Annotated in this window: 14 protein-coding genes; 1 reads left to right on the top strand and 13 read right to left on the bottom strand. The window is 67.5% G+C overall.

Annotated elements, in window-relative coordinates; genetic code table 11:
- Positions 1–46: 46 nt before the first annotated feature.
- Positions 47–391: a DUF427 domain-containing protein gene (locus R5H30_RS05700; protein ID WP_318327108.1), complete on the top strand. Its 345-nt coding sequence runs from the start codon at positions 47–49 to the stop codon at positions 389–391.
- Between the two features lie 4 nt (positions 392–395).
- Here the strand turns inward: R5H30_RS05700 and R5H30_RS05695 are convergent, their stop codons facing one another.
- The 13 genes from R5H30_RS05695 to R5H30_RS05635 all read right to left on the bottom strand — a co-directional run bounded on the left by R5H30_RS05695 (position 396) and on the right by R5H30_RS05635 (position 15,111).
- Positions 396–2,081 carry a chloride channel protein gene (locus R5H30_RS05695; protein ID WP_318327107.1) on the bottom strand — a complete coding sequence of 562 codons (1,686 nt, stop codon included), beginning with the start codon at positions 2,079–2,081 and terminating at the stop codon, positions 396–398.
- A 71-nt stretch (positions 2,082–2,152) separates the two neighbouring features.
- On the bottom strand, positions 2,153–3,802 hold the full coding sequence (gene recN / locus R5H30_RS05690) for a DNA repair protein RecN (RefSeq protein ID WP_318327106.1): 1,650 nt from the start codon (positions 3,800–3,802) through the stop codon (positions 2,153–2,155).
- Positions 3,803–3,839: 37 nt separating this feature from the next.
- On the bottom strand, positions 3,840–4,706 hold the full coding sequence (locus tag R5H30_RS05685; RefSeq protein ID WP_318327105.1) for an outer membrane protein assembly factor BamD: 867 nt from the start codon (positions 4,704–4,706) through the stop codon (positions 3,840–3,842).
- Positions 4,707–4,909: 203 nt separating this feature from the next.
- Positions 4,910–5,833: a UDP-3-O-acyl-N-acetylglucosamine deacetylase gene (lpxC, locus tag R5H30_RS05680; RefSeq protein ID WP_318327104.1), complete on the bottom strand. Its 924-nt coding sequence runs from the start codon at positions 5,831–5,833 to the stop codon at positions 4,910–4,912.
- A gap of 207 nt (positions 5,834–6,040) precedes the next feature.
- The gene (ftsZ, locus tag R5H30_RS05675; RefSeq protein ID WP_318327103.1) at positions 6,041–7,645 is read right to left on the bottom strand and encodes a cell division protein FtsZ; all 1,605 of its coding nucleotides are present in this window, start codon (positions 7,643–7,645) and stop codon (positions 6,041–6,043) included.
- 354 nt (positions 7,646–7,999) lie between these two features.
- Positions 8,000–9,334 carry a cell division protein FtsA gene (ftsA, locus tag R5H30_RS05670; protein WP_318327102.1) on the bottom strand — a complete coding sequence of 445 codons (1,335 nt, stop codon included), beginning with the start codon at positions 9,332–9,334 and terminating at the stop codon, positions 8,000–8,002.
- A 1-nt stretch (position 9,335) separates the two neighbouring features.
- A complete protein-coding gene (locus tag R5H30_RS05665) occupies positions 9,336–10,214 on the bottom strand; it encodes a cell division protein FtsQ/DivIB (protein ID WP_318327101.1) in 879 nt (292 codons plus the stop codon).
- Positions 10,202–11,080, bottom strand: a complete 879-nt coding sequence (locus tag R5H30_RS05660) for a D-alanine--D-alanine ligase (protein ID WP_318327724.1) — start codon at positions 11,078–11,080, stop codon at positions 10,202–10,204. The genes R5H30_RS05665 and R5H30_RS05660 overlap by 13 nt, the downstream gene beginning before the upstream one ends.
- An 84-nt stretch (positions 11,081–11,164) precedes the next feature.
- Entirely contained in the window at positions 11,165–12,118 is a 954-nt protein-coding gene (gene murB / locus R5H30_RS05655; RefSeq protein WP_318327100.1) for a UDP-N-acetylmuramate dehydrogenase, read from the bottom strand.
- Positions 12,115–12,375, bottom strand: a complete 261-nt coding sequence (locus tag R5H30_RS05650) for a hypothetical protein (RefSeq protein WP_318327099.1) — start codon at positions 12,373–12,375, stop codon at positions 12,115–12,117. Before R5H30_RS05650 ends, murB begins: the two co-directional genes overlap by 4 nt.
- Before the next feature lie 2 nt (positions 12,376–12,377).
- The gene (locus R5H30_RS05645; RefSeq protein WP_318327098.1) at positions 12,378–12,629 is read right to left on the bottom strand and encodes a DUF2484 family protein; all 252 of its coding nucleotides are present in this window, start codon (positions 12,627–12,629) and stop codon (positions 12,378–12,380) included.
- A complete protein-coding gene (gene murC / locus R5H30_RS05640; RefSeq protein WP_318327097.1) occupies positions 12,626–14,032 on the bottom strand; it encodes a UDP-N-acetylmuramate--L-alanine ligase in 1,407 nt (468 codons plus the stop codon). Before murC ends, R5H30_RS05645 begins: the two co-directional genes overlap by 4 nt.
- The gene (locus tag R5H30_RS05635) at positions 14,029–15,111 is read right to left on the bottom strand and encodes a UDP-N-acetylglucosamine--N-acetylmuramyl-(pentapeptide) pyrophosphoryl-undecaprenol N-acetylglucosamine transferase (RefSeq protein ID WP_318327723.1); all 1,083 of its coding nucleotides are present in this window, start codon (positions 15,109–15,111) and stop codon (positions 14,029–14,031) included. The genes murC and R5H30_RS05635 overlap by 4 nt, the downstream gene beginning before the upstream one ends.
- Between the last annotated feature and the right edge of the window lie 12 nt (positions 15,112–15,123).

The following is a 15,123-nucleotide window of genomic DNA, read 5'->3' as shown; positions in this document are numbered from 1 at the left end:
GTCATGCTTGGCCGCGACGGTTCTTGGCAATCGCAAGGGGGATGGAATGGCCGATCATATCACGATCACCAAGGCGGACGGCATATGGTCGGTGCGCGCCGGCGGCGCGGTACTGGGCGAGAGCAGCGCGGCACTGGAACTGGTCGAGGGCGACTATCCGCCGGTGATCTACTTTCCGCGCGACGACATCGCGATGGCCTTCCTGGACCGCACCGACAAGTCGACGCATTGCCCGCACAAGGGGGATGCGAGCTATTTCAACGTCGTCACCAAGAGCCGGACGCTGGAGAACGCCGTCTGGTCCTACGAGGATCCCCTGCCCGACATGGCGCGGATCAAGGGCTATCTCGCCTTCGTGACCGGAGACGACGTGACCGTCGAGGAAATCTGAGGCCTCAGGAGTGTTCCTCGGCCGCGGTCGCGGCCAGCGCCCGGTTGTAGGCCTTGAGCGCATCGACATGGAACAGCGCGCCCAGCAGTTCGGGTGGCGCGTCCTCGCCGACGAGGCGTACGACCGGGATGAATCGCGTCGGTTGCGCCTCGAAGGTGGGCATGGCGACCTCGAGCGTCGCCGCGGCGTCGATGTAGACCCCGTCGCGGATCATCTGCCAGCAGACCTCCTCGTCCGCGGCAAGCGGGTGGTCGGGCGGGCGCATGATCTTGTCGACCTGGAACAGAGACAGCAGGTAGGCCTGCGGTCCGGCGGCGAGATGGATGCCCTGCCGTTCCAGCTGGGTCAGGAAGAAACTGCGATGCACGAGCCGGGAGGCGAGTGCGGTGGAAAGCGAGACCGAAACCATCACCGCAAGCCCTGTCTGCCAGTCGCCGGTCATCTCGAAGACGATAAGGGTGGTCGAGATCGGGGCGCCGAGCACGGCGGCCGCCACCGCCCCCATGCCCGCCAGGGCGTAGAGATTGGCCGACCCCGAGACGTTGGGAAAAACCGCGGTGGCGACGATCCCGAAGGCCAGCCCGCAGAGCGCGCCCATCATCAGCGAGGGCGAGAAGACGCCGCCGCCCATGCGGCCGCCCATGGTGATCGCGACAGCCACGCATTTCAGCACCGCAAAGACGATCGCCTCGCGCAGGACCAACTCGCCGGTCAGGGCCAGCGAGGTCGTCTCGTAGCCGACGCCGATGATGTGCGGGAACCAGATCGCCAACCCGCCAAGCATCGCGCCCGAGATCGCTGGACGCAGCCAGCGCGGAATGCGGGCGCGGTTCTGGACGAAGGTGCCGAAATCCTCGGCCCAGAAGATCGAGCGCATGAAGAAGGCGGCGACCAGCCCGCAGATCAGGCCGAGGATCAGGAAGGCGGGCAGCTCGACGTAGAATCGCAGCTCGCCCGCCGGCAAGATGAACTCGGTCACGCCGCCGAATTCCAGCCGGTTGATCACCGTTCCGGCCGCCGAGGCGATGACGATGGGGGCGAAGGCATGCACGGCGAAATGACGCAGCACCACCTCGAGCGCGAAGAGCGCCCCGGCGATGGGCGCGTTGAAGCTGGCCGAGACGGCGGCGGCGACGGCGCAGCCCAGTAGGTCGCGCCCGGTGATGCCGTCGGCATGAATGCGGCGGTTGACCCAGGTCGAGATCACCGCGGCAAGGTGGACGACCGGCCCCTCGCGCCCGGTCGAGCCGCCGGTGCTGAGCGTAATCAGCGAGGCCAGCGCCGAGGCCAGGCCCGCCTTGGGCTCGACGCGCCCGTCCTTGAGCGCTGCCCCCTTGATGACGTCCGCGACCGAGCGCACTCGCCCGTCGCGGGTGAAGACGTGCAGGATGATGCCGGTGAGCAGGCCACCGCAGATCGGCACCAACAGCACCCAGTACCACGGCAGCGACAAAGCGAAGCTGTGCAGGCGCTGGACGTCCTGCGTGCCGTAGACGAACGCCTGTAACGCATTGATCCCCTTGCGGAAGAAAAGCGCCGCGAAGCCCGCACCGATGCCGACGGCCAGCGCGATGAACCAGAACTGGATCTGGCTCGGCCCGCGATGGCGCAGCACCTGCAGCCCGTCGCGGCAGGAAGTCACGGCGAGTGTCAGCTGTTCGGAGAAATAGGTGCGCGCGCGGTCGGCCATCGGATCCTGTCGTCCCCGTCTCCCTGTCTAGGCCAGTCGCGGCGCGGGGAAAAGGCCCGGCGCGGCCGCGCTCAGCCTGCGAGAAGCGCCTCGGCCGCGCCCCGCGCCTGATCGGTCACCGTGTCGCCCGACAGCATGCGCGCAATCTCGTCGACCCGATCGGCCGGGGCCAGCGGAACCACCGTCGAGGTCGTGGTCTCGCCGGTTACGCGCTTTTCGACCCGCCAGTGATGCGCGCCCAGGGCCGCCACCTGCGGCGAATGGGTGACGACGATCACCTGCCCGCCCGCGGCCAGCGCGGCCAGACGGCGCCCGACAGCGTCGGCCGTCGCGCCGCCGACACCGCGGTCGATCTCGTCGAAGATCATCGTCAGCCCCGCCTGCCCTTGCGCAAGACAGACCTTGAGCGCCAGCAGGAACCGGCTGAGTTCGCCGCCCGAGGCGATCCGGTTGAGCGGTCCGGAGGGCGCGCCGGGGTTGGTGGCAACGGTAAAGGCCACGGCTTCGCGACCGTCCGGCCCCGGAGCCTCGGGCACGATCTCGGTGCGGAACTCGGCGCGCTCCATTTTGAGCGGGCCAAGTTCCGCGCGCACTGCCGCGTCGAGCCGGGTGGCCGCGTCGTGCCGCGCTGTCCCGAGCCGTTCCGCCGCGGCGTCGTAGTCCGCTTCGGCCGCGGCCAGTGCCGCGCGCAACCGCGCCAGATCGGCATCGCCCGCATCGAGTGCGGCGAGCTTGCTGCGCAGATCGTCAGCCACGGCGGACAATTCGTCCGGCGCCACGCGGTGCTTGCGGCCAAGTTCGCGCAGGCTCAGAAGGCGGTCGGCGATACCGTCGAGTTCGTCGGGGTCGAAGGACAGCGCGTCGATTGCCCGCGCAATGCCGTCGCTTGCCGCGTCGAGCTCGGCCAGCGCCCGGGCCAGCGCCTCCATCGGTTCGTCGAGATGCCCATCGGCCCCGGCTGCCGCCCCGTCGAGCCAACGCAGCGCGTCCGACATCGCGGTCTCGGCCCCGTTCTGGCCCAGCGCCTCGTGGGCGCGCACCACGTCATTGCGGATCTTTTCCGCGCCCTGCATCAGGCGGCGCCGCGCGTCGAGGTCTGCCTCTTCTCCGGGTTGCGGATCGAACCTGTCGAGTTCCTCGGCCCAGTCGCGCAGGGTCTCTTCCTCGGCGCGCACGTCGCGGATCGCGGCTTCGGCCGCCGCCAGCGCCTCGCCCGCCTTGCGCCGCGCGGTCCAGGCCGCGCGCACGTCTGCGCGCAGGGTGTCGAGCCCACCGAAGGCGTCGAGGATGGCGCGGTGCCCGCGCGGGTTCAGCAATCCCCGGTCGTCGTGCTGGCCGTGCAGTTCGACCAGCGTGTCGCCCAGCCTGCGCAGCACGTCGCCCGAACAGCGCCGGTCGTTGACCCAGGCGGTCTTGCGACCCTCGACCGTGTTGACCCGGCGCAGGATCAGCTCGTCGCCGCCCGGCAGCCCGGCCTCGTCCAGGATCGCATGCGCGGCGTGACCGGGCGAAAGGTCGAAGACCGCTACCGCCTCACCCTGTTCGGCCCCCTGCCGGACAAGGTCCGCCCGCCCACGCCAACCCAGCACGAACCCCAGCGCGTCGAGCAGGATCGACTTGCCCGCCCCGGTCTCTCCGGTCAGCACGTTCAGACCCGGCTGGAACTCGAGCTCCAGACGTTCGATGATCAGCATGTCCGCGATGTCGAGGCTGCGCAGCATGGTCAGAAGGTCGCGGAAGGTCCGGACGGGCGCAAGGTTACAACCAGCGCCCCTGGACCGTCTGCCGGTAGATCTGGCTCAGCCAGTTGTCACCGGTCGCTTCCAGTTTCAACCCGCGCCCGGTCAGCATCTTGTAGCTGTCCTGGTACCAGTCGGTGGACTGGTAGTTGTAGCCCAGGATCGCACCGGCGGTCTGGGCCTCGGCGACAAGCCCCAGCGACAGGTAGGCCTCGACCAGGCGGTGCAGCGCCTCGGGCGTGTGCGAGGTGGTCTGGAAGTCCTCGACCACGACGCGGAACCGGTTGATCGCTGCAGTATAGTGATCGCGGCGCAGGTAGTAGCGCCCGATCTCCATTTCCTTCGCCGCGAGATGGTCGAATGCGAGGTCGAACTTCAGGATCGCCGAGCGCGCGTAATCGCTGTCCGGGTAGCGTTCGATCACGTCCCGCAGCGACTGCAACGCCTGGAATGTCAGGCCCTGGTCGCGGCCGACCTCGTCGATCTGGTCGTAGTAGCTGAGCGCCAGCAGGTATTGCGCGTAGGCGGCATCGTCGTCGTCGGGATAGAAATCGATGAAACGCTGCGCCGAGGAGCGGCTGTTGGGATAGTCCTCGTCCTCATGATAGGCGTAGGCCTGCATGATCAGCGCGCGCTTGGCCCAGTCGGAATAGGGATAGAGCCGTTCGATCTCGGCGAAGTAGAAAGCCGCGTCCGAGGGGCGGTTGCGGTTCAGCTCGTACTCGCCGCGTTCGAAGATCTGGCGGGCCGAGAAATTCTCCAGCGGAATCTCCTCGCCGCCGAAAAAGCCTCCTGTGCGCGGACGGTCGCTGCCCCCGCAGGCGGCCAGCGTGGCGACGAGAACGACGGCACCGATCACCCGAATCCGGGACCCAGCCAGCTTCATTCCCTGCCACCCTCGATCATTGAACTCCGTACGCCGTGCATGGGTACGCTTGCCCCGGTCCTAGCACAATAGTTTCCGTGGCAAAATGGCCGTCGGATCCTTTGGCCGTCGCCTGTGCGCGAAAGGTTGCACCCGGCGCACGGCACTGCGGCACCGTGCCGCGCGTACGGGTCGACCGTTGTTTCGGTGACATGCTGCGGGGATCAGGCGACGGCCGGGATCTCGTCCCAGATCAATCCGTACCCCGGCAGCCGTGCCGCTGTCGCCGCGTCGCATGTGACCATGCGCACAGCGCCCGGTGTGGCGAAGAGCTTGCGAAGCAATGTATTGGTCAGCGAATGACCCGCACGGATGCCGGTGTAATGCCCGACCAGCGGGGCGCCCGCCAGCGCCAGATCGCCCAGAGCGTCGAGCATCTTGTGGCGCACCGGTTCGTCCGCGTGGCGCAGACCACCTGGGCTGACCACCGCGTCGCCGTCGAAGACCACCGCGTTCACGCCCGGCTCGCCGCCAAGCGCCAGACCGTTCGCCTGCATCGCGTCCACGTCCGCCTGCCGGCAGAAGGTGCGGCTGTCGCACAGGACGCGGGCGAAGCTGCCGTTGTTCATCACCAGCGACCGCGCCTGCCGGCCGATGGCGGCGTCCGCGAAATCGATCTCGAAATCGATGCGCAGCGTGTCCGCCGGAGCCAGGGTCGCACTGGCCTCGCCTTCGGACACGGTAACGGTCTTCGCGACTTCGAAGATGCGCACCGGTGCGTCGAGCTTGCGCAGCCCACGTTGAACGATGGCGCGCACGAAGGGCGCGGACGATCCGTCGAGGATCGGCACCTCGGGTCCGTCGATTTCGATCAACGCGTTGTGCACACCGCAGCCGGCAAGGGCCGCCATCAGGTGCTCGACCGTCGAAACCGAAAGACCGGACGCGTTTTCGAGCCGCGTGCAGAGCGGCGAACGGTTCACCGCGTCCCAACGCGCGGGGATCAGGCGGTCGCCCACCATGACGTCGGTGCGCGAGAACCAGATCCCGTGCTCTGCCATCGCAGGACGGATCGTCAGCGTCGCCGGACGGCCGGAATGCAAGCCGTTGCCGGAAAAGCTGATGGGGGATTTAATCGTCGTTTGCACCATGACCTCACACGCCTGTCGGGTTTTACCCTTGTTGCGACAGACAGTTAGGGAGAGGGCCTTTGGGCCTCAACTCAATCTTTGCAACCGACTGAAATACATTTGTTACAATCTGGCGGATTGGCGCCTGTCTCCGTACAAGCCTTTGCCATCAAAAGAAAAACGGGCCGCCTGATGGCGACCCGTCTGTCGTCAAATGTGAACGGATCAGTTCGCCTGACGCCGCAGGAAAGCCGGAATCTCGATCTTTTCCTGCTCGGGATCGGAGTGATCGACCGGCTGCGGCGCCGCCTGTGTCGCCCGGTTCTGGACCGGCGGCTGCTGGCGAACGGCCGCCTGCGGACGCTCGCGCCCGGCGCCTTCGGCATGGCCCGTCATGCGGTTGATCAGCGAGTTGATGCCAAAGCTCTTGCGCTCGCCGGCCGCACCCGAGGGCTCTTGCGGCTGCGGACGCTGCATGCCTTGCGGGGCAGCCTTGGCGGCGGCCTGGCGCAGGCGTTCCATCGCTTCGGGCGAGGGTGTGCCCGGCGTCGGGGCGCGGGGCGCGACGAAGGTCTCGGCCTCGGTTTCATGCTCTTCGCGGCGCGGCTCGAAGGCCGCGACCTTGGGCTGGTAGGCCGGCGGCGGAAGATCGTCGTCGGCCGCGACCTCCTCGTAGTTCTCCGATACCTCCTCGCGTGCGTCGAGACCGGTGAAGAGCGACGGCTCTTCGGCGGCTTCGGCCACCTCGGCCACGACCGGTTCGTCGTAGTCGGCCGGAGCGTCCTGGGGTTCTTCGGCGGCCACGGTCTGCTTCAGCGGCGCGGACATCGAGCGGCGCGGCACCGGCATTTCGGTGTTCACGTCGGTCGCATCGATGCCGGTGGCGACGACGCTGACGCGCATCGTGCCGCCCATGTCCGTGTCCAAAGTCGAGCCGACGATGATATTCGCTTCGGGGTCGACCTCTTCGCGAATGCGGTTCGCCGCTTCGTCGAGTTCGAAGAGCGTGAGGTCGTGGCCGCCGGTGATGTTGATCAGCACGCCCTTGGCGCCGCGCAGCGAAATCTCGTCGAGAAGCGGGTTCGCGATTGCCTTTTCGGCCGCCTGGATGGCGCGATCCTCGCCCTCGGCCTCGCCGGTGCCCATCATCGCCTTGCCCATCTCGTCCATCACCGCGCGGACATCGGCGAAGTCGAGGTTGATCAGGCCCGGGCGCACCATGAGGTCGGTGACGCCCTTCACACCCTGGTAGAGCACGTCATCGGCCATCGAGAAGGCCTCGGTAAAGGTGGTCTTTTCGTTCGCGAGCCGGAACAGGTTCTGGTTCGGAATAATGATCAGCGTGTCGACGACCTTCTGCAGCGCCTCGACGCCGTCCTCGGCCTGGCGCATCCGCTTGGCGCCCTCGAACTGGAAGGGTTTGGTCACGACACCGACAGTCAGAACGCCCAACTCGCGCGCCGCCTGCGCGATGATCGGCGCGGCACCCGTCCCGGTGCCGCCGCCCATGCCGGCGGTGATGAAGCACATGTGCGCGCCTGCGAGGTGATCGACGATCTGTTCGATGCTTTCCTCGGCGGCGGCCGCCCCGACGGTGGCGCGAGCACCGGCACCCAGACCTTCGGTGACCTTGATGCCGAGCTGCACGCGGTTTTCGCACTGCGCCTGCTGCAGCGCCTGGGCGTCGGTGTTGGCAACGACGAACTCGACGCCGTCCAGCTGCTTCTCGATCATGTTGTTGACGGCATTGCCGCCCGCACCGCCAACCCCGAACACGGTGATACGGGGCTTCAGTTCGTCATGACCGGGCATCGAAAGGTTCAGAGTCATTTTGTGTCCGCCTGTATGTCTGTCCGCCCATCTGCCTGGGCCTTTTTTCGCATAATTGGCCAATCTTAGCCGCTCACACTGCATCCGTCATCCCGAAATCTCGCTGAAACCGCAAAATCTGGGCGTATTTTTCCCGTGTCTAGGCAACATCGTGCCTAGACGTCAACCAATAGTGGATCGCGGACACACGCCACCTGTATCTGGGAAGCGCGCCATCACACGGCACCGCCATCCTGACGGGAGATTCGTTCAATTTTAAGGCAAACTGCTCAGCCTGCCCGGCGGGTCTCTTCGGGACCTTGTGGATAAGTTAGCACGGCTTTCCGCAGGCGTCACTACGCCGAATTTACCTCGTCACCAGTTGTCCCTGAACCATTTCACCGCCCGGCGCAGCGACCGGTTCGGATAGCGCTCGGCGGGAATGTCGAAATCCCACCATTCGTCCTGCGGATGCGCCGCGAAAAGCGACAGGCCCACGGTAGAGGAGAACCCCGGCCCGGTTGCCGCCTGCGGCAGGCCATGCACGCGCAGCGGACGGCCCAGGCGCACCTGCTGGCCGAGAATGCGGCTGGCCAGCCCGTCGAGACCGGGGATCTGACTGCCGCCGCCGGTCAGCACGACCTTCTGGCTCGGCAGGTGATCGAACCCCGCCGCATCGAGCCGCGCGCGCACCTCCTCAAGGATCTCCTCGACGCGCGGGCGCATGATTCCGATCAGTTCCGCCCGGCTGACCGTGCGCCGGTCGTGTTCGAAATCCCCGGTGTTGCCGCCGATGTCGATGCGCTCGCGGTCGTCCATGCCGGTGGCATGCACGCCGCCGTAAAAGGTCTTCATCCGCTCGGCCTTGTCGGCGGGGACCTGCAGGCCCATCGAGATGTCGCTGGTGACGTGATCGCCGCCCATGCGCACCGCGTCGGCATAGATCATGTGTTTCTTGATGAAGATCGACACGCCGGTCGATCCGCCCCCCATGTCGATGCAGGCCGCCCCAAGCTCCTGCTCGTCCTCGACCAGCGCCGCGATGCCGCTGACATAGGCGGACGAGGCGACCCCGGCCAGTTCCAGATCACAGCGCTTGATGCAATGCGCGAGGTTCTGGACCGCCGTGGCCTCGACCGTAAGCATGTGCATGTCGACCGAAACCTCGTTGCCGATCTGTCCGCGCGGGTCCGACAGACCGCTGCGGTGGTCGATGGCGAAGTTCACGGGCTGTGCATGCAGGACCTCCCGGCCTTCGCCGTAGTCCGGCACCTCGCAGCGCGCCAGCACCCGCGCCACGTCCTCTTCGCTGACAGTCTGGCCGTCGAGGTCGATCTTGGCGTCGAGCCCGTAGGAGCGCGGCTCGGCCCCCGACAGGCAGGCGATCACGTGATCGACGCGGATGCCGGCCATCTTCTGGGCCGCCTGCAGCGCGGTCCGGATCGCGCGTTCGGTTTCCTGCATGGCGCTGATCTCGCCGAAGCGCACACCGCGCGACCGCGTGGTGGCGGCGCCGATCACGCGGAACCCGGACTGGCCAGCCAGCGAGCCGATCTCGCCCTCTTCGCCGAGGCGGCCGGATTCGTCAAAGCGCAGGACGAGGCAGGCGATCTTGGAGGTGCCGACGTCGAGCACCGCAATCACGCCGCGTTGCATCGCCATCTTGCGCATGTTGCGCATACTGCGCTGCCTGGAATAAAGATCCATCATCTCACTGCCCCAAATCCTGCCTGATCTGCCACCAGTCCTTGCTGGCGTTCTCGTTCATCTGCACCGTCGGCCGCGCCGAAAGTCGCATGTCGACCCTTGCCACGTCGCGGCTGAGCACGTCCTGTGCGCCTTCCATTGCGATCACCCGTTCCAGCGCCTGCAGCGGCGCGATCTCGGGAAGCAGGATGCGCTGGTCGCGGTCGAGCACGATGTCCCAGCGCCGCTGGCCCATCCGCACGATCCCGCGCAACCGGCCGCCGAGCGGCAGCGCCGCTCCGGCCAGTTCCAGCGCCTCCGGCACCTCCTTGTCCGCCCCTTCTCCGGCGATCAGCGGCAGATCGGGCCGGAGTGCGCGCAGCGCAAGCGGCCCGACGCGCGCGCCACCCTCGTCGAGCAGCGTGAGGCCGGTACGCGTGCGCCAGATCACCGCCGGCACCCGTGGCTCGATCTCGATCTGCAGCACCCCGCCGGGCCGGATCCGCACGCCCGCAGCGCGCACCGGGTCGAGTGCTGCGATCGTGGCGCGGATCTGCGACAGGTCGAGGTCGAAGGAACTGACCGGGAAGTCGATCGGTACCGCGGCGCGGACCTGCGTCGCCAGCGCGTCCCCGGCCCCGTCGATGGCCATCATCTGGACCATGAACTCCGGGCGTTCCTCGAGCGCTGCGCGCGTCTCGGACACGAAGGCTGCGACCTCGGCGCGATGGGCCGGATCCGAAAGCCATGCAGTAATGGCTCCGACAACCAGCGCCAGCGGCAGGCCGAAACGCAGCGAGAACCGGAAGGCCGGCGTGAGCATCAGGCGCTGCATGCGCCAGGACCAGCGCGACGGCGCCGGGTCCGAGCGGGAGGGCGACAGGCGTCCGATCAGCGATCGCATGAGGCATCCTCCACCATCCACGCGCAGAGCTGGCCGAAACTCATGCCCTCGGCCTGGGCCTGTTCGGGCGTCAGCGAAGTCGGGGTCATGCCCGGCTGCGTGTTGGTCTCGAGCAGGATCAGCCCGTCGACCCCGCGCGCCTCGTCCCAGCGGAAATCGGTCCGGCTCACTCCGCGACAGCCCAGCGCCCGATGGGCGCGCAGCGCGTAATCGAGGCAGAGGTCGGTGATCTGCCGCGGGATATCGGCAGGCACGACGTGGCGCGAGCCGCCGGGCTTGTACTTGGCGTCATAGTCGTACCAGCCGTCGGTCAGGATGTCGGTCACCGACAGCGCCCGATCTCCGATTACCGTCGTCGTCAACTCGCGGCCCGGCACGAAGGCCTCGACCATCACGGTATCCGGCATCGACGGGTCGAGTTGCGGCGGCCCGTTGGCTTCCTCGTGCACGAGGTAGACGCCGACAGACGAGCCCTCGTTGTTGGGTTTGACGACATAGGGCGGCGTCATGACGTGGCGCGCGCACACCTCGGATGCCGGCGCGATGATGCTCTCGACCACCGGCAGCCCGGCCGTGGCGAACACGTCCTTCGAGCGTTGCTTGTCCATTGCCAGCGAGGAGGCCAGCACGCCCGAATGCGAATAGGGGATGCGCAACCACTCCAGAAGGCCCTGGACGCAGCCGTCCTCGCCCCAGCGCCCGTGCAGGCAGTTGAGCACGGCGTCGGGCGCGAGGTCGGAAAGAACCTGCGACAGGTCGGGGCCGGCATCGACCTCGACCACGTTGTAGCCTTCGTCCCGCAAGGCGGCTGCGCACGATCGTCCGCTCGACAGCGACACCTCGCGCTCGGCGGACGCGCCGCCCATCAATACCGCCACTTTCGGGGGTGTCCTGCTCGACTGACCCACCTTGGTGCCTTCTCTGCCCGGACCTTTTTGCGGCCCTTTTCTTTATGGTTTTCGCCGGTTTCCGGTCGATTGTTCAGCCGCCGGTTCGCCGACGCGCATGATTTCCCATTCTAGCGTGATGCCACTGGAATCGTAAACCTTTTTTCGCACTTCCTCGCCCAGCCCCTCGAGATCGGCGGCCGTCGCCTCGCCGGTATTGACGAGGAAATTGGGATGCTTGGGGCTCATCTGCGCGCCGCCCCTGCGCGCACCGCGCAGTCCGGCCTTGTCGATGACCGCCCAGGCCTTGAGGTCGTGCACGTCGTCCGCGCGCCCCGTCGACGAGAACCCTGCCGGGTTGCGGAAGGTCGACCCGGCGCTGCGATCCCTGGTGGGTTGCGTCGCGTCGCGCTTGGCCAGTTGTTCCTCCATGCGCGCGTGCAGCGCATCCGGCTCCCCTGCCGGACCCGCGAAAGTGGCCTCGGTCAGCACCCAGTCCTGGGGGAGTGCGCTCTGACGGTAGGCGAATTTCAGATCGTCGGGCCCAAGATTGACCACTTCGCCGGAGCGGGTCACGGCCCGGGCCGAGACAAGGACGTCGGCGGTGTAGGTGCCGTAACAGCCCGCGTTCATCTTGACCGCGCCGCCGATGGTGCCCGGGATGGTGCGCAGGAAGGTAAGGTCGATGCCCGCATCCGCCGCCTTGCGCGCCACATGCGCGTCGAGCGCCGCGGCCCCCGCGATCACGCGATCGCCGTCGATCGTGATTTCGTTGAACCCGCGTCCCAGCCGGATCACCACGGCGCGGATGCCGCCGTCGCGCGCGATCAGGTTCGATCCGACGCCGATGGGAAAGACCTCGGCCGCCGGTTCGAGGTCGCGCAGGAAGGCGCGCAGATCCTCCAGATCGGCCGGCTGGAACAACCAGTCCGCCGGGCCGCCTACCCGCAGCCAGGTCAGTTCGCTGAGCGGCTTGCCGGGGGTCAGCCTGCCGCGAACCTGCGGCAGGCCGCTCACGACCGGCGCCACGGCGCGAGGCGCGACAGCAGGTGTCCGGTCAGCCCGGAGGCGATGGCGAAAAGGAAGGCCGAGGCCAGCGATTGGGCGAAGACCGTTTCGGTCGGGCCCGCCCCGAGCACCAACGTCAGGACCAGTGCCAGCGGCGCCAACCCGGCCGCCAGCGCACAGAGAAAGCCGCGCAGGTTGCCGCGAAGCCCGTAGTATCCGCAGGCGAGCATCCAGAGCACGGTCAGAAACGAAACCAGAAGTCCCATTTTCACTGCCTCAGCGTCATTCGGCGCAGCCAGCGCGTGAGGTAGATTACCGGCCAGCGCAGCACCGACATGCCGCCGATCAGCACGACGAGGCCGACCCAGGGCCCGTGCTGGGCGGTCACGAAGCCGACGATCGGGATGCCTGCGGCGATCAGCCCGTAAGCCCGGCGCCAGTGGTTGTCGTTGCTGGGGATCATGGCCAGAACGTTCGCGGCGAGCGCCCAGACCGCAGCGAGGATCAACGAAGGTGTCATGCCGCGCCTTTCCGAAGTCGGCCCGGCAGGTTGTTGGCCCAACCGCTGATCGTGCCCGCCCCAAGGCAGACCACCATGTCGCCCGGCCGCGCCTGCTCGCGCACCAATCTTTCGAGGTCGTCCTCGCTGGTTACCGCACGGGCGTGCCTGTGCCCGTGGCGGATCAGCCCGGCCACGAGGTCGTCGCGCGACGCACCCGGGATCGGATCCTCTCCGGCACCGTAGACATCGGCGATACCGACCACGTCGGCGTCGTTGAAACAGGCGCAGAAGTCGTCGAAAAGACTCGACAGGCGCGTGTAGCGGTGCGGCTGGTGCACCGCGATGACGCGTCCGGCGGTCGCGTGCCGCGCCGCCTTGAGTACGGCCGCAATCTCGACCGGGTGGTGGCCGTAGTCGTCGATGACTGTCACGCCTTCCACTTCGCCAACACGCGTGAAACGCCGGTTGACCCCGCCGAAGCGGGCCAGTGCGGTGCGGATCTCGTCGCCCTTCATACCGAGGTGCCGCGCCACGGCCACGGCGGCCAGCGCGTTCGACACGTTGTGATCGCCCGGCATCGGCAGGCTGCAGCCTTCGATCAGGATGTCCTCGGCCTGCAGCGCCACGTCGAAATGTGCGATGCCGTTCTCGTAGGTCAGGTTCAGCGCGCGCACGTCGGCCTGGGCGTTGAAGCCGTAGGTCATGACACGCCGGTCACTGATCCGGCCGACCAGCGCCTGCACCTCGGGATGGTCCGTGCAGCAGACCGCAAGCCCGTAGAACGGGATGTTCGACACGAAATCGAGGAAGCCCTTCCGCAGGGTGTCGAAATCGCCCCAGTGCTCCATGTGCTCGGGGTCGATATTGGTGACGATGGCGATGGTCGCGGGCAGCCGGTTGAACGTGCCGTCGCTCTCGTCGGCCTCGACCACCATCCATTCGCCCTCGCCCTTGCGCGCGTTCGAGCCGTAGGCGTGAATGATGCCGCCATTGACCACCGTCGGATCGAAACCGCCGGCATCCAGCAGGGTCGCCACCATCGTCGTCGTCGTTGTCTTCCCGTGCGTCCCGGCGATGGCGACATTGGACTTGAGCCGCATCAGCTCAGCCAGCATCTCGGCCCGGCGCACCACCGGCAGACCCATCGCGCGCGCCGCGTCGAGTTCCGGGTTGCCCGGCTTGATCGCCGAGGAAACGACGACAACCTCGGCGTTGCGCAGGTTGCCGGCTGACTGGCCTTCGAAGATCTGCGCGCCAAGCTCGGTCAGCCGGTCGGTGATTTTCGAGGTTTTCAGGTCTGAGCCCTGAACGGTATAGCCGTGGTTCAGCAGCACCTCGGCAATGCCGGACATTCCGATGCCGCCGATGCCGACGAAATGGATCGGTCCGACGTCGCCCGGCAGTTTCGTTGCTGCGCTCATTGTTCCTGTTCCTTGTCCGCCAGCTGTTGCACCAGCTCTACCAGATTTTCCGTCGCATCCGGACGGGCGACCGTGTGCGCGGCGATGGCCATTTGCATCGCACCGTCGGGATTGTCCAGCACCGTGAGGATCTGCTCGCCCAGCGCCTCGGGGGTCGCCTTCGACTCCGGCACCAGGATCGCAGCCCCCGCCTCGACCAGCCCGCGGGCGTTGGCGGTCTGGTGATCGGCCGCCGCCGCCGCGAAGGGAATGAGGATCGACGGCCGTCCGATGACCGAAATGTCGGCCACGGACGACGCACCCGAGCGCGAGATCACCAGCTGCGCCTCGGACATCCGCCGCGGGATGTCGTGAAAGAAGGGCTGCACATCGGCCTGCACACCATTCTCGCGGTAGAACTCCGCGACACGCTCCTGGTCCTCGTCGCGGGCCTGGTGGCTGACCCGGACGTTGCGCAGAATCCCGAGCGGCAGGCTCGCGATGGCGGGCGGCACGACGTCCGAGAGGATCCGAGCGCCTTGGCTGCCGCCGATCACCAGCACCTCCATCGGGTAGTCGCCCGGCTGGATGTACCCCGCGCCGTCGCGTTCGAGCACGGCGGCGCGCACCGGGTTGCCGGTGTGCACCCCCTCGACGCCCTCCGGCAAGGCGGTCGGCCAGGTGCCGCAGGCCACCACGTCGACCTTGGGCGCGAAGACTTCGTTGACGCGGCCGAGCACGCCATTCTGTTCGTGGATCATGCGCGGCAGCTTCATCAGCCAGGCGGCCGACATCGCCGGGATCGTCGGGTAACCGCCAAAGCCCACGACGACCGCAGGACGGTCGCGCCACATCCGCCACAGCGCCGAGACCACGCCGGCGGCCAGTCGCGGCGGCACCGCGGCCTTGGCCAAAGCCCCCCCGCGCGCGAAGGTCGCGCTGCTGACCTCCTCGATCTCGGTGGAATGCGGAAAGCCCTTGGTGTAGCGCGCGCCGCGCGCATCCGTCGACAGCTTGACGCGCCAGCCCCGGTGCAACATCGCCTCGGCGAGTGCCTGGGCCGGGAACATGTGCCCGCCGGTGCCGCCCGCGGCGATCATCAGAAGAGGCTG

It is taken from the genome of Roseobacter sp. FCG-D35, assembly GCF_033436665.1.
Taxonomy (GTDB): Bacteria; Pseudomonadota; Alphaproteobacteria; order Rhodobacterales; family Rhodobacteraceae; genus JAWQFO01.
The sequence above is the reverse complement of the archived record's forward strand: the minus strand, read 5'-3'. Positions and strand labels throughout refer to the sequence as shown.

Excerpts from the sequence above, each read along its gene's own strand:
- R5H30_RS05635 (WP_318327723.1), bottom strand. The coding sequence starts at position 15,111 with ATGATCGCCGCGGGCGGCACCGGCGGGCACATGTTCCCGGCCCAGGCA.
- R5H30_RS05650 (WP_318327099.1), bottom strand. The coding sequence starts at position 12,375 with ATGGGACTTCTGGTTTCGTTTCTGACCGTGCTCTGGATGCTCGCCTGC.
- R5H30_RS05695 (WP_318327107.1), bottom strand. The coding sequence starts at position 2,081 with ATGGCCGACCGCGCGCGCACCTATTTCTCCGAACAGCTGACACTCGCC.
- R5H30_RS05685 (WP_318327105.1), bottom strand. The coding sequence starts at position 4,706 with ATGAAGCTGGCTGGGTCCCGGATTCGGGTGATCGGTGCCGTCGTTCTC.
- ftsZ (WP_318327103.1), bottom strand. The coding sequence starts at position 7,645 with ATGACTCTGAACCTTTCGATGCCCGGTCATGACGAACTGAAGCCCCGT.
- murC (WP_318327097.1), bottom strand. The coding sequence starts at position 14,032 with ATGAGCGCAGCAACGAAACTGCCGGGCGACGTCGGACCGATCCATTTC.
- R5H30_RS05700 (WP_318327108.1), top strand. The coding sequence starts at position 47 with ATGGCCGATCATATCACGATCACCAAGGCGGACGGCATATGGTCGGTG.
- recN (WP_318327106.1), bottom strand. The coding sequence starts at position 3,802 with ATGCTGCGCAGCCTCGACATCGCGGACATGCTGATCATCGAACGTCTG.
- R5H30_RS05645 (WP_318327098.1), bottom strand. The coding sequence starts at position 12,629 with ATGACACCTTCGTTGATCCTCGCTGCGGTCTGGGCGCTCGCCGCGAAC.
- R5H30_RS05665 (WP_318327101.1), bottom strand. The coding sequence starts at position 10,214 with ATGCGATCGCTGATCGGACGCCTGTCGCCCTCCCGCTCGGACCCGGCG.
- R5H30_RS05660 (WP_318327724.1), bottom strand. The coding sequence starts at position 11,080 with ATGGGCGGCGCGTCCGCCGAGCGCGAGGTGTCGCTGTCGAGCGGACGA.
- ftsA (WP_318327102.1), bottom strand. The coding sequence starts at position 9,334 with ATGATGGATCTTTATTCCAGGCAGCGCAGTATGCGCAACATGCGCAAG.